Source organism: Acidobacteriota bacterium, assembly GCA_016184105.1.
In the GTDB taxonomy this organism is placed as follows: domain Bacteria; phylum Acidobacteriota; class Vicinamibacteria; order Vicinamibacterales; family 2-12-FULL-66-21; genus JACPDI01.
Map to the genome: position 1 here is coordinate 60,709 of JACPDI010000006.1, position 13,652 is coordinate 74,360.

Sequence of the window (13,652 nt, forward strand, 5' to 3'; positions counted from 1 at the left end):
GAAACAGCTAGTCTACTGGACTTTAGACGTTCGTGGCCAGTAGCCGGCCGGAGCCGGTCTGCCCGGCGGCGCGCCAGGCGAGCTGCCCGCCATCGAGATAAACCTCGATCGTGCCTTCCTTTAGCTGCCCCCTGATGAGCTCCTCGGAGAGCGGGTCTTCGACATGACGCTGGATCGCCCGCCGCAGCGGACGCGCGCCGTACGAGCGGTCCTTGCACGTCACGTCGATGATCCAGTCGACCACATCCGGCGTCAGCGCCACCTGCAGGCGGCGATCGGTGAGGTTCAGGTTCAACTGGTCCACGAGCAGCCGCGTGATCAGCCGCAGGTCGTCATCCGACAGCGGATCGAACACGATGATCTCGTCGATGCGGTTGATGAACTCGGGGTTGAAGGTGCGCTTCACCTCGCCGAGCACCATGTCCGACACGCTCTTGTTGATCTCGCGCTGATCGCTCGACGCGAATCCCATCGACGCCTTCTTCTGGATGAAGCGCGCGCCGATGTTCGACGTCATGATGATGATCGTGTTCTTGAAGTTCACCCGGTTGCCGAGGCCGTCCGTCAGGTGGCCGTCCTCGAAGACCTGCAGCAAAATATTGAACAGGTCCGGGTGCGCCTTCTCGATTTCATCGAGCAGCACCACGCAGTAGGGCTTCCTCTTCACCTTCTCGGTCAGCTGCCCGCCCTCTTCGTGGCCGACGTACCCCGGAGGGGAGCCAATCAGCTTGGACACGGAGTGCTTCTCCATGTACTCGGACATGTCGAAGCGAATCAGCGCGCTGTCGCTGCCGAACAGGAAGTTGGCGAGCGCGCGCGCCAGCTCGGTCTTGCCGACACCGGTCGGCCCGAGAAACACGAAGCTGCCGACCGGGCGCGTGGGCGCCTTCAGCCCGGCGCGCGAGCGGCGGATCGCCCGCGAGAGCGCGGAGATGGCGCGCTCCTGGCTGATGACGCGGCGGTGCAGCTCCCCTTCCATGCGGAGCAGCTTCTCGCTCTCATCCTGGTTGAGCGACGCGACGGGGACGCCCGTCCACTTCGCCACCACTTCGTCGATGTCACCCTTGCCGACGACGACGCGGCGCGAGCTGGTTTTCACGTCGAACTTCTCGCGGACGAACTGCAGGCTCTCGCGCGCGACGGCCTCCTGCTCGCGGAACGCTTCCGCCTTCTGGTAGTCCTTCGCCGCGACCGCGGTCTCCATCTGCTCGACGGCCACGCGGATCGACTTGTTGATCTCGCCTAACTCCTCGCTGTAGCCCGCCTCGCGCAGCTTCGCCCGCGCGCCCGCCTCGTCCACCAGGTCGATTACACCGCGGCTTCGATCGCCTCGTGCGTGTATTCGACGTGGTGGAACTGCTCGTAGCGGTCCTTCACGCCCATCAGCACCTGGATCGTGTCCTTCTCCGACGGCGGGTCCACCTTGATCGCCTGGAAGCGGCGCTCGAGCGAGCGGTCCTTCTCGATGTACTTGCGGTACTCGGCCGGCGTCGTCGCGCCGATGCAGCGGATCTCGCCGCGCGAGAGCGCAGGCTTCAGGATGTTGGCGGCGTCGAGCGAGCCTTCCGCGGAGCCGGCGCCCACCAGCGTGTGCAGCTCGTCGATGAACACGATGATGTTCGGGTTCTCGATGAGCTCCTTCATGATCGCCTTGAGGCGCTCTTCGAACTGGCCGCGATACTTCGTCCCGGCGACGATGAGCGAGATGTCCAGCGCGAGGATGCGCTTGTCCGCCAGGAAGTGCGGCACGTCGCCGCAGACGATCTTCTGCGCCAGCCCTTCGACGATGGCGGTCTTGCCGACGCCCGGCTCGCCGATGAGGACCGCGTTGTTCTTGGTGCGGCGGCAGAGGACCTGCTGCACGCGCTCGAGTTCTTCGTGACGGCCCACGAGCGGGTCGAGCTGGCTCTTCATCGCCGCTTCGGTGAGATCGCGCGAGAACTCGGCGAGGAGCGGCGTCTCCTTCACACGCGTGAGCGTCGTCTTCTCGTTGAGCAGCTGGACGATGTCCTCGCGGACCGCGCTGAGGCGCATGCCCTTTTCCATGAGGATCGTCGCCGCGACCGAGCGCTCTTCGCGCAGGATGCCGAGCAGCAGGTGCTCGGTGCCAATGTAGTTGTGCAGGAGCCGGTCGGCTTCCTCGGCCGCGTACTGCAGCACGCGCTTGGTTTCGGCGCTGAAAGGAATCTCGACGGAGGTCGAGACCTTCTCGCGGAAGACCGTGCGCCCCTCGATTTCCTTGCGAATCGTTTCGAGGGAGAGGTGCGACCGCGCGAAAATCCGGCTGGTAAGTCCCTTCCCCTCCCGGATCAGCCCGAGCAGGAGGTGTTCGGTTTCAATCGAGACACTCCCGAGCTGGCTGGCCTCGTATCGCGCGAAGAAGAGGACACGTCGCGCCCGTTCCGTGTACCGTTCGAACATCCTGACGTCCTAGGAGAAGGGGGTGCGGTCGCTCGGCATCGGCAACCTGGGGTCATTATAAGGCAAAGCTCCCCCCTCCGCCAGCAGTCCTCGCGTCTAAGTCCGCAGCACACTGGGCTTTACCGCGACTGACCTAGAAAAGGGGACCGTCACACTTCTCCCCGGCCGGAAGTGGGACAGTCACACTTTCCAGTAGCCGCTCCTGGGGAAAGTGTGACTGTCCCACTTCCGGCCGTCCTCTTTCACGGCAGCCGCAGGCGATCGATCACCAACTTCACGCCGGCAGTCTCGCGTGCGAGCGCAAGGGCGCGATCGCGCTCGGCCGCCGTGCGCACGGTTCCCGACAACGTGACGTGACCATCCGTCGTCGTCACGGTGATGTCGAGCGCCTTCACGGTGTCATCGAGCGCCATCTTCGACTTGATCTTCGTCGTCAGCGACACGTCGCTGATGACTTCCGCCGCGCGGTTGCCAGCATCGGCGATCGACTCGCCCGCTTCCGCACCGCGCTTGCGCGCCTCCGAGGTATCGATCGGCGCATCCGTCCGGCCGGCCGTGCCCACGGCACGCTCCCGGTCCCCGGGCGCGACGAGCCGGCCGTTCGCCAGCCGATAACCGGCGAAGAACGCGAGCGCCGCCACGACGATCACCACGACGACGATCGCCCGCACCAGCGAACGCAGCATGACGTTCCTCCTTCCCACCTCGTCGCCGCCGGGTCAGCAGTAATGATCTCCTGGGGAAGACGCACGGCGACCTCCACCGGTCGCCCATTGCAGCCGGCGTGCCGGATGATCGGTCGAGATGGCCCGGCACGGGGAAGCGGGAGGCCTGGCCAGGCTGGACGCGAGGACCGCGAGCTCACAAACACGTGGGACCTGGAGGGCCAGCGCGAACTCGAGCAGGCCGACGCGGGGTATGCGCCCGGCATGGGCGCGCTCCAGGATTATCAGGCCGGGTACCGCGCGGGCTATCGCCAGGGATTCGGACCGCGTGTGCCCTGAGGGCAGTCGGCAGTAGGGCTCGCGCCACGGCCTCTGGCGGCGTCAGCGGCGGGCGCGATCTTGTCGGCGAGTTGCGCGACGCTCAACGCGTAGGAGTGCGCGCAGTTGTAGGCGAGCAGCGCCTCGTAGTTCGCCGTCACCAGGTAACTCGCGCGACCGAGTGTGAGCAGCGAGTAAGGGCGGCGTGCGTCACCGGCCGCACCGGCCGGGCGCACGCCCGCTTTCCGCCACACAGCCAGCGGCGCAGGGGAGGACAGGTCGCGCTCCGCGCCGCACCCGGCGCCACGCGGCGCCGCCAGGGACACGAAAGCCTCGGACTCTTTGGCGGGGCGCTTGACTCGCACGCCCCAGCGCACACCCCCCTGCCAACCCCGCTCGCGGAGGTAGTTCGCGATCGAGGCAAACACGTCGGCGCGCGATTCCCAGATGTCCTTGCGCCCATCGCCGTCGAAGTCCTGCGCGTAGGCCACGTACGACGTCGGCAGGAACTGCACCTGCCCCATCGCGCCGGCCCACGATCCGCGCAGCCGATCGAAATCGACTTCGCCGCGATCCAGGATTCCCAAAGCGGCGAGCAGCTGCTGTCGAAACAACGCCTCGCGGCGTCCCTCCCACGCGAGCGTGGCCAGCGCCTGGATGGTCGGGCGCACGCCCCTGAACCGCCCGAAATTCGACTCGAGGCCCCAGACAGCCACCACGATCTGGCGGGGCACGCCGTAGGTGCGCTCGACCCGACGGAGCAGCCCGGCATGGGCGGCTACCGCCCGCCGCCCTGTTTGGACCACGCCCGCCGTGACGCGCTGCTCCACGTATTGCTGCACCGTCAGAATCAGCTCCTTCTGGGTGCGGTCTCGCTCGACAATGACGGGAAGCGGTTCGAGGCCGTCGAACGCGCGCTCGAGCGTGGCGGCGCCGATGCCTTCCTGGAGCGCGACTTCACGAAACTGCCGGAGCCAATCGGCAAATGCGGGACGCAGGGGCCCGGGCGTCTGCCCGGCAGCCGGCGTAACGGTGATGAAAAAGGCGGTCAGGGCCGCCGAGAGGCGGTTATGCATCGGGAGGTTCGACGTTGGCTCAGCTGTTGCATTCAAGACACCGGGAGAACCCAATGGGACCGACGGAAGAACGGAATCCCGCAGAATTCCTTGAACTGTTGACGGTCGGACGCTGCGAGCCGCTCAAGGCGGGGGTTCACTGTGTCCTGATGGCCACAGTCGCCGTGTGTGCCGTCTACAACGTGGCCGCCTGGCTGAAACGGCGCGAGCCGCACCTGGCGTTCAACTCCCTGGTCTACGGCTGCGCGGCCATCTGGGAACTGAACCACGTCCAAGGGCACCTGGCATGCCGTCCCGCGCAGGCAGCGGAACCCGACGCGCCAGTGCTTCGCGACGTGGCGTAATCACGCCTGGAGTCTCGCGAATTATAGACGATGCGGTCGAGTGGGAATGGCGAGCGGGAGTGCCTTCAGGGCCGCCGCCGGTCTTGATGCAGCGCGTCCCACATGGCGACCACGCGGGTGCGCAGCCGCTCGGTGTGCGCCGCGTAGGTGGCATCGGAGGCCGGTTCGAGCGGGGCGCCGAACTCGAGCCGCGCACGCGCCGGCGACCACGGCAGCAGCGATGACCAGCGCGGGCTCCGCCCGCGGGCCCAGATGTCCCAGGCCCCGTCGATCGCGACCGGCACGATCGGGACGCGTGCGTGGTGGGCCAGGATCGCGGCCCCCTTGCGAAAGGCCTTCACCGTTCCGTCGATCGAACGTTCGCCTTCCGGGAACAGAATCATCACCTTGCCGAGGCGCAGCCCGTACGCCCCGGCCTGCATCGCGCCCACGAGGTTCGCGTCGGCGTCGATCGGCACGACGTTCAACGTGCGCGCAAGCCAGCGCATGAACGGCGCCTCGAAGTACTCCGCGGCGCCGACGAAGAACATGTCTTTGAACGCGCGGAACGGCAGCGCGCCGACGAGCAGGAACGCATCGACGTAGCTCTGGTGGTTCGGGCTGATCACGTACGGCCCGCGCGCCGGCACGTGCTGCTGCCCGCGGACCCGCAGGCCGGCGGCCACGTGAAAGAAGACCGACAGCAGCTTGACGGCGACAAACAGCAACGCCGCGCGCACGCGCTTCGGCTTCTGCAGCTCGCGGAGGAATTCGCCGTCAGCCGGCGGCTCCTGGAGCAGCCGCTCCCAAGGCTGCACGCGCCCGGCGGTATCCCATCCCTCGCGCAGGCGCGAGCGGCACGCCTCGACGAGATCCCCAACCGTGTGCAGCTGCTGCGCCACGTCGTCCGGGATCTGGATCTGCAGGGTGCCGGTGAGATGCACGAACAGCTCGACCCGTTCCATCGAGTCGAGCCCCAGGTCCAGCTCGAGGTGCGCGTCGCGGCGCAGGCCGGCGCCGGCGGGCACCGCTTCCCGCATGACGGAGAGAATCGTGGCGACCTGCGGATCCGCGCTCCACTCGTCGGGCACCCGCGCGGCGGGACTCGTCATCTCCGCGCGTTCCGCCTCTGCCGCGCGCTGTTCGAGCTGCTTCTGGATCTCGAAGCGTTTCAGCTTCCTCGTCGTCGTGCGCGGAAGCGGATCGAGCGTGACGTCGTAGCCCAGGATCCGCTTGTGCGCCGGGAGCTGCACGGAGAGCCCTTCAAGCTCGAAGCGCAGGAGCTCGCGGATGTTCACCGCGCCGCGCGCCCGCAGCGCCGCCGCATCCGGCCGCACGAGCGCGTGGAGCCGCTCCGAGGTCGGCTCGCCCGGCCGCGAGAGCCCGACGACGCACAGCTCCTCGATGAACGGCGAGCGCTCGTAGTGCGCCTCGATCTCTTCCGGGTAGATGTTCTTGCCAGACCCGAGGACGATGACCTCCTTGCTGCGGCCCGTGACGAACAGGCGGCCGTGGCCGTCCAGGCGTCCGAGATCGCCGGTGTGCAGCCAGCCGCCGGCGAGCGTCGCCGCGTTCTGTTCGGGCCGGTTGAAGTACCCCTGCATCACGATCGGCCCGCGGACGAGCACTTCGCCGTCGGCGCCGTCGGACGGCGCGATCCGGATTTCGTTTCCCGGCAGCACGCGGCCGACCGACCCGAGATTCGGGTCGCCATCGTCGGAAATCGTGGCCGCGCCCGAGCACTCGGTGAGGCCGTAGGCCTGGCGGATGGAGAACCCGAGCGCGAACAACGATTCGTTGATGAGCGGATCGAACCGGGCGCCGCCGGTCACCAGCAGGCGCAGGTCGGGCCCCAGCGACCGGTGGATTTTTCGAAAGAGCGCACGGCCGGGATTGAGGCGCGTGGCGCGTCGAACGCGGAGATTGAACGCCGAGAGCATCCGGACGACGGCGCGCGCGGCAAGCGGCAGAGCGCGAATCTCGGATTCGATCCGCTGGTGCAACAGGTAGAAGAACTGCGGGACGCAGACCAACGCCGTGATGCCGCGTTCCCGGAGCGCGCGCGTGAGCTCGGTGGTGTTGAGCGTCTCCAGGTACACCACCCGCGCGCCCACGGAGAACGGCAACAGCAGGTTGGCCATCTGCGCGAGCGCGTGAAACAGCGGCAGGACGCTGAGGATCGCGTCGCGCTCGTCCACGTGCACGAGATGAAACGCGGCGGTCCGCTCGGCCACGATGTTGTCGTGCGTCATCACGACCCCTTTGGGATCGGCGGTCGTGCCGGACGTATAGAGGATCACGGCCGGGTCGCTGTCCCCGACGGGGGCCGGGGCCCCAGGCCCGTCGCAGGCGGCGAAATCACGGTGAAGGTTCGCGACCGCCACGATCGCCGGGGCGATCGCGGCCACCGCGGCCCGGGCGGTCTCGGCAAAGCGGTCGCTGGTGAACACCGCCGCCGCGCCGCAGTCCTTCAGGAGCTTCGCGACCTGCTCCACGCTGTAGGTGGTGTCGAGCGGCACCGCGACCGCGCCGGCCCGGAGGACGCCCAGGTACGCCCCACACCACTCGCCGTCGTTCTCCGCAAGAATGGCGACACGCGATCCGATCGCCACGCGACGGGCGTCGAGCCATGCCGCGGCGCGACCGGCGATCGCGGCCAGCTCGCGATACGTCAGGCGGTCAACGCGGTCGCGGCGCTGCAGCTCGGTGGCCACGCGATCCCCAAAGCGGTCCGCGGCCCGCGCGAAGAGGTCGTAAAAGTTGTCCGGAATGGTGGCGGAATTCTATATCAGGCGGGCTCGAGCCGGCCATCGTGCAGGCGCAGCACGCGATCGCACGCCGCCGCGAGGCGGGGGTTGTGCGTCGCGATGATCGACGTGAGGTGCCGCTCGCGGTGCATCTCGCGCAGCAGGCCGTGCAGCGCGTCCGCGGTGGTCTCATCGAGGTCGCCGGTGGGTTCGTCCGCGAGGAGCAGATCCGGCGCCATCACGAGCGCGCGGGCCACCGCGACGCGCTGCTGCTCGCCGCCTGACAACATGCCGGGACGATGGTCCAGGCGCTCCGCGAGGCCGACGCGCGTCAGCACCTCGCGGGCGCGCGCGTTCCGCGGCGGCCCATCGGCGCGGGCGATGCGCAACGGCATCTCCGCGTTTTCCTGCGCGGTGAACTCCGGCAGCAGGTGATGAAACTGGAACACGAACCCGATGTGGCGGTTCCGGAACGTCACGCGGTCCGCATCCGCCATCGCGGTGAGGTCCGCCTCCGCGACGCGGACCCGACCGCCGTCCGCCGTATCGAGACCGCCGAGCAGGTGCAGCAGCGTGCTCTTCCCCACGCCCGATGCGCCGATGATCGCGACCATCTCGCCGCGGTCCACCAGGAGATCGAGGCCGCGCAGGACGCTCAGCGAGCGGCCGCCTACCGGGTACGCCTTGCTGAGCCCGGAGACGGTGACAAACGACATCACGAGTACCGCAGCGCCTGCGCCGGGTCGAGCCTCGCGGCCTGGCGGGACGGGTAAATCGTCGCGACAAAGCAGATCAGCACGGCGGATGCGATGACGACGAGCAGGTCCAGCGGCTCGACGACGAAGGGCACGTACGAAATCTGGTAGACATCGGTGGGAACGCGGATCAGTTTGTACCTGTCGAGCACGTACGACGCTCCGAGGCCCAGGACCGTCCCGGCGGTCGTGCCGACGAGGCCGATGAGCAGCCCCTGCAGCATGAAGATCGTGCGGATGCTCGCGGCCCCCGTCCCCATCGTCTTCAGAATCGCGATGTCGCGGTTCTTCTCCATGACGAGCAGCACGAGCGACGCGACGATATTGAGCGCGGCGACCATGACGATGAGCCCGATGGTGATGGAAATCGCCATTTTCTCGAGCCACAGCGCCGAGAAGAGCGAGCGGTTCATGTCCGCCCAGTCCTGGGTGATGTAGCTCTCGCCGAGCTGCCGCTCGTACTCCTCCGCGAGTCTCGGCGCGGCGTACATGTCGTCCACACGCGCCTCGATGTAGTCGGGGCGATCGCGGTTGAGCAGGTGCCCCGCGACGTCCATGCGCACGTAGCCGTACGCCGCATCGAACTCGAACAACCCGAGGCTGAAGATGCCGACGACGCGGAAGCGGCGCGTGCGCGGGATCATGCCCATCGGAGAGAGCGTCCCCTCCGGCGTCAGCACCGAGACGTCATCCCCCAGCGACACGGACAGCTGCGCGGCCAGCTCGCGGCCGATCACGATGCCGTCAGGCCGGTCCGTGGTGCTCGCCTCGAGCGCTGCCAGCGATCCCTGCTGCATGGCGCGGCCGACGTCGGTCACCGACGCCTCGAGCCTCGGGTCGATCCCTTTGATGGTGATGAACGCCTTCTCGCGCCCCGAGTCCACGAGCGCCTTGCCGATGATCACCGGCGCCGCACCCACCACGCGCGGAAGGGCCCGGACACGTTTCGTGTCCTGCTCCGGCTCGGTGATGCCGCCGCCGCCCACCTTCCACACGTAGATGTGCGCCGCCGAGCCGACGATGCGGTTGCGAAGCTCCCCCTGGAGACCGGTCATGAGCGCCAGCGCCAGGATGAGCGCCATCACGCCGACGGCGACCCCCAGCGTGGAGATGAACGAGATCAGCGAGATGAACGCCTGCTTGCGCCGGGCGAGCAGGTACCGCAAGGCGACGAACAGCTCGAACGGCAGTTCCCTCATTCGGCGGCACGCCCCTGCCGCCGTGGCTTCATGAGCGGGAAGAGGATGACGTCGCGGATCGATGGGTTGTCGGTGAGCAGCATGACGAGACGATCGATGCCCAGCCCCTCGCCGGCCGCCGGCGGCATGCCGTACTCGAGCGCGCGGATGTAATCCTCATCCATCGCGTGCGCTTCCTGGTCGCCCCGCTGGCGGTCCAGCAGTTGCGCTTCGAAGCGGCGGCGCTGCTCCGCCGGGTCGTTCAGCTCGCTGAAGGCGTTGGCCACCTCGAAGGCGCCGATGTACAGCTCGAACCGCTCGACCGTGTCCGGGTCATCCGGCTTCTGCTTCGACAGCGGCGAGACCTCGGTCGGGAAGTCGTATACGAACACCGGGTCCAGCAGCGACTCCTCGAGGAGCTTCTCGAAGATCTCCGTCGTGATCTTCCCGGCTCCCCAGCCCGCTTCCAGCGCCACGCCGAGCCGCATGGCGATCGCCGCAGCGCGCGTGGCATCCCTGAGGTCCGCGTCCGACACCTCCGTGCCCAGCGCCTTCGACGCGGCCTCGCGCGCGCCGTCGCGCAGCTTCATCCGGCGGAAGGGGCGCGCCAGCGAAATCTCACGCCCGTTGAACGTGATCGTCTCGCGCCCCACGGCTTCGCGCGCGACACAGACGATCAGCTCCTCGGTCATGTCCATCAGCTCGAGGTAGTCCGAGTAGGCCTGGTAGAACTCGAGCATCGTGAACTCGGGGTTGTGCTGCGTCGAGATCCCTTCGTTCCTGAAATTCCGGTTGATCTCGTAGACACGCTCGATTCCCCCGACGGTGAGCCGCTTGAGGTACAGCTCCGGCGCGATGCGCAGGTAGAGGTCGAGGTCGAGCGCGTTGTGATGGGTCTCGAAGGGGCGGGCCAGCGCGCCGCCGGCGACGGCCTGCATCATCGGCGTCTCGACTTCGAGGTAGCCGCGCGCGTTCAGGAACGCACGGATCGCGGCAAGCACCCGGCTGCGGACCTCGAACACCTTGCGCGAGTCGGGATTGACGATCAGGTCGAGGTAGCGCTGGCGATACCGAATCTCGACGTCCTGGAGGCCGTGCCATTTCTCGGGCATCGGCAGGAGGCACTTCGCGAGGAACTCGACGTGCGTCGCCCAGATCGTCAGCTCGTTGGTCTTCGTGCGAAACAGGTGGCCCGCGACACCGGCGAAATCGCCGAAGTCCAGCAGCGTGAACACCCGGAAGTCCAGCTCCGGCAGCGCGTCCTTCCGGACGTACACCTGGATCTTCGCCTGGCCGTCGGAGAGCACGAGAAAGTTGGCCCTGCCGAAGCTGCGGATGGCCAGGATGCGGCCGGCGGTGCGGATCTCCACGCGCGCGGCCTCGAGCTCGCCTGCGCTTCTCGCGCCGTGCGCCGCGACGAGCGATGCAATCGTGTCGGTGCGCTCGAACTTGCGCGGGTACGGCGGCACCCCCAGCCGCTCCAGCTCGGCGAGGTTCGCACGCCGCTGAACGATCTGGTCGGATTCCTTCTGCTGCTGTTCCTCAGTCATGTCGCTTCGCGAGGCCGTCGAGCACGCCGTTGATGAACCGCACCGAGTCCTCGCCGCTGAACGTGCGGGCGAGCTCGAGCGCCTCGTTGATCACCACGGGCGCGGGCGCGCCGGGCTGGTGCCGCAGCTCGTAGGCGGCGAGCCGCAGGATGAGACGATCGATGACGGCCATGCGCGACAGCCGCCAGTGCTCCGCCCGCGCCTCGATGAGCGGGTCGAGCTCGGGCAGCCGCTCGGCGGTGCCGCGCGCCAGCGTCGCGGCGTACTCGCGGTCCACCGCGGGAGGGGTGCCCTCGGCCGGATCCTGCTCGCGAACGTCCCAGTAGGCCGCCAGCGTGTCATCGAGCGATGCGCCGCCGATCTCCCATTGGTACAGGATCTGGAGCGCCGCCTCGCGCGCCCCGCGCCTCTCTTCGCGGTTCATAAGCTCCTGAAAAGCGCGGCCATTTCGAGCGCGGCCAGCGCGGCCTCGCGCCCCTTGTTCGCCGGGCCGGGCGCGCTCCGCTCGAGCGCCTCTTCCACCGAGTTGGTGGTCAGCACGCCGAACGCCATGGGCACGCCGGTCCGGATCGAGGCGGTCGTCACGCCGTGCGCGACCGCCGACGAGATGTACTCGAAATGTGGCGTGGCGCCGCGGATGACGCACCCGATGCAGACGAGCGCGTCCACGCCGCCGGCGGAGGCCACCGCCGCCGCGGCCTGCGGGATCTCGTACGCGCCCGGCACGGCGTGCACGCGAACGTTCTCGCGTGGCACGCCCGCCTCGACGAGCGTCTCCAGCGCCGCATCGCGCAGCGGATCGGTGACGAACTCGTTGTAGCGGGACACGACGAGCGCGATTCGAACGCCGCGCCGCGCGTGATCAGCCATGATGCGTGGCGCTAGCGCCCCTTGAACCCCGCCTTGCGCTTCTCGAGAAACGCTCTCGTGCCTTCGCGCATGTCCTCGGTGCTCGAGACCAGGCCGAACAGCGTGGCCTCGTTGGTCTGCGCATCCGCCAGGCTCATGTCGAGCCCCTGGTTGACCGCGTCGATGATGTAGCGCACGGCAATCGGCGCTTTGGCGGCCAGCGCGTGCGCGAGCGCCCTGGCCTCGGTCATCAGCGATGCCGCCGGCACCACGCGGTTGACCAGGCCGATCCGCCACGCGTCCTCCGCGGTGACGGGGTCCCCCGTCAGCAGCAGTTCGAGCGCGCGCCCCTTGCCGACCAGGCGCGGCAGCCGCTGGCTGCCCGCGTACCCCGGCATGATGCCCAGGTTGATCTCCGGCTGGCCGAGCCTCGCCGTGTCGGCCGCGATGCGCAGCGTGCAGGCCATCGCCAGCTCGCATCCGCCGCCGAGCGCGACGCCGTTGATCGCGGCGATGACCGGCTTGCCCAGATGCTCGACCAGGTCGAAGACGTGCTGGCCGGTACGGGCGTGATCCCGCCCGCCCACCGGCGTCAGCACCGCCAGCTCGTTGATGTCCGCACCCGCCACGAACGCCTTGTCGCCGGCGCCGGTGATCACCACCGCCCGCACGCCATCGTCGCGCTTGATGTCCAGGACCGCGCGCCGCAGCTCGTCGATCGTGTCGCTGTTGAGCGCATTGCGCTTCTCGGGCCGGTTGATGGTGACGACCGCGACGCCGCCGTCACGCTCGAGGAGGAGGTTCGTGTACGCCATGACGCCTCTCGCGAGATCGCGAAAAATGCCTGATTATACTCCACGCCCACGCGCCTCCGGCGGCCACCGACGAGCCCGCCGCGTCAGAGACGACGTCGCGCCACTCGCTCGCGCGCCCCGGCACGAAGGACTGGTGCCACTCGTCGGTGAGCGCGTACGCCGTGCTCGCCGCCAGCGCGGCGAGCGCCGTCCGCCACGTCACGCACCGCCATTCCGCGCGGGCGATCGCGCGCACCAGGAGGGCCGAGAGCACCAGGTACTCCGCCCCGTGCAGCGTCGAATCCGCGAAGCCGCCCGGCATCGCCCCGACGTCGGGAATGGAGGAGACGGTGAAGATCACCGCCATCCAGAGCACCGCGGGAAGCCAGATCAAAGCGGGAAGGGGTACATCAGCCAGCCCAGCGCAACCGCCACGGCGAGAAATCCGCCGAAGAGCCGCGCGCCGAGCGCGAGTTGATCCCGCGGGGTGTCGCGCAGCAGCGTCGCGAACACCGCGGAGACCAGCGCCGCGAACAGCGCCATCAGGAGGAGGTGACTGGTCATTTCCGGCCGAGCGCGATGTCGTAGGCGTCGAGCAGCACGAGGAAATTCAACAGGCCCGCGACGATGATGAAGGCGTTGCCGTATTCGAAGGTGAGCGAGATCACGCGACCGGCACCGAGGCCGAACATCTTCGCGGCGAGAAACGGCGCTCCCAGCCCGACGTCCGCGACCGCGGCGAGGGCGACGAGCGGCTGCGACACGTCGAAGGGAAACAGCCGCCCATCGAGCGCGAGCCCGATGGCGAACATCAGGGGCAACACGATCAGGAACACGAGCCCCTTCTGCCGGCGCCCAAGCCACAGGTGCGCGGCCCCGGGGACGGCCCAGGCAGCGATTTCGAGCAGGATCAGTCCGGTTTTGTCGACCTGGGGCGCGGCGGCGGCCGTGGCCGCCTTGGCGGAATTCCTCACTG

At 68.4% G+C, this 13,652-nt stretch carries 13 protein-coding genes and 1 pseudogene; 1 reads left to right on the forward strand and 13 read right to left on the reverse strand.

The window, feature by feature from the left end; all coding sequences use genetic code 11:
- Positions 1 to 22: 22 nt before the first annotated feature.
- From HYU53_01350 to HYU53_01360, 3 genes and pseudogenes are all read right to left on the reverse strand, one after another.
- Positions 23 to 2,421 (reverse strand): annotated as a pseudogene (locus tag HYU53_01350) (ATP-dependent Clp protease ATP-binding subunit).
- A gap of 242 nt (positions 2,422 to 2,663) precedes the next feature.
- Positions 2,664 to 3,107 (reverse strand): BON domain-containing protein, encoded by a 444-nt coding sequence (locus HYU53_01355; protein MBI2219835.1) that lies wholly within the window; start codon positions 3,105 to 3,107, stop codon positions 2,664 to 2,666.
- 284 nt (positions 3,108 to 3,391) lie between these two features.
- Positions 3,392 to 4,480, reverse strand: a complete 1,089-nt coding sequence (locus tag HYU53_01360) for a lytic murein transglycosylase (protein ID MBI2219836.1) — start codon at positions 4,478 to 4,480, stop codon at positions 3,392 to 3,394.
- Positions 4,481 to 4,629: 149 nt separating this feature from the next.
- Between HYU53_01360 and HYU53_01365 the strand changes: the two genes are divergently transcribed.
- Positions 4,630 to 4,824 carry a hypothetical protein gene (locus HYU53_01365; protein ID MBI2219837.1) on the forward strand — a complete coding sequence of 65 codons (195 nt, stop codon included), beginning with the start codon at positions 4,630 to 4,632 and terminating at the stop codon, positions 4,822 to 4,824.
- A gap of 65 nt (positions 4,825 to 4,889) precedes the next feature.
- Here HYU53_01365 and HYU53_01370 read toward each other — a convergent pair whose 3' ends face one another.
- The 10 genes from HYU53_01370 to HYU53_01415 form a co-directional block, all read right to left on the reverse strand.
- Positions 4,890 to 7,517: an AMP-binding protein gene (locus HYU53_01370; GenBank protein MBI2219838.1), complete on the reverse strand. Its 2,628-nt coding sequence runs from the start codon at positions 7,515 to 7,517 to the stop codon at positions 4,890 to 4,892.
- Positions 7,518 to 7,591: 74 nt separating this feature from the next.
- The gene (locus HYU53_01375; GenBank protein ID MBI2219839.1) at positions 7,592 to 8,266 is read right to left on the reverse strand and encodes an ABC transporter ATP-binding protein; all 675 of its coding nucleotides are present in this window, start codon (positions 8,264 to 8,266) and stop codon (positions 7,592 to 7,594) included.
- Positions 8,266 to 9,504, reverse strand: coding sequence for a lipoprotein-releasing ABC transporter permease subunit (locus HYU53_01380; protein MBI2219840.1), 1,239 nt, complete (start codon positions 9,502 to 9,504; stop codon positions 8,266 to 8,268). The genes HYU53_01375 and HYU53_01380 overlap by 1 nt, the downstream gene beginning before the upstream one ends.
- Entirely contained in the window at positions 9,501 to 11,033 is a 1,533-nt protein-coding gene (gene lysS / locus HYU53_01385; GenBank protein ID MBI2219841.1) for a lysine--tRNA ligase, read from the reverse strand. The genes HYU53_01380 and lysS overlap by 4 nt, the downstream gene beginning before the upstream one ends.
- Positions 11,026 to 11,457, reverse strand: coding sequence for a transcription antitermination factor NusB (gene nusB / locus HYU53_01390; GenBank protein ID MBI2219842.1), 432 nt, complete (start codon positions 11,455 to 11,457; stop codon positions 11,026 to 11,028). Before nusB ends, lysS begins: the two co-directional genes overlap by 8 nt.
- Positions 11,454 to 11,903, reverse strand: coding sequence for a 6,7-dimethyl-8-ribityllumazine synthase (locus HYU53_01395; protein ID MBI2219843.1), 450 nt, complete (start codon positions 11,901 to 11,903; stop codon positions 11,454 to 11,456). The genes nusB and HYU53_01395 overlap by 4 nt, the downstream gene beginning before the upstream one ends.
- 11 nt (positions 11,904 to 11,914) lie before the next feature.
- Positions 11,915 to 12,697: an enoyl-CoA hydratase/isomerase family protein gene (locus HYU53_01400; protein MBI2219844.1), complete on the reverse strand. Its 783-nt coding sequence runs from the start codon at positions 12,695 to 12,697 to the stop codon at positions 11,915 to 11,917.
- Positions 12,666 to 13,070, reverse strand: coding sequence for a VanZ family protein (gene vanZ, locus HYU53_01405; GenBank protein ID MBI2219845.1), 405 nt, complete (start codon positions 13,068 to 13,070; stop codon positions 12,666 to 12,668). The genes HYU53_01400 and vanZ overlap by 32 nt, the downstream gene beginning before the upstream one ends.
- Positions 13,067 to 13,240 (reverse strand): hypothetical protein, encoded by a 174-nt coding sequence (locus HYU53_01410; protein ID MBI2219846.1) that lies wholly within the window; start codon positions 13,238 to 13,240, stop codon positions 13,067 to 13,069. Before HYU53_01410 ends, vanZ begins: the two co-directional genes overlap by 4 nt.
- Positions 13,237 to 13,650 (reverse strand): hypothetical protein, encoded by a 414-nt coding sequence (locus HYU53_01415; protein ID MBI2219847.1) that lies wholly within the window; start codon positions 13,648 to 13,650, stop codon positions 13,237 to 13,239. Before HYU53_01415 ends, HYU53_01410 begins: the two co-directional genes overlap by 4 nt.
- Positions 13,651 to 13,652 lie beyond the last annotated feature (2 nt).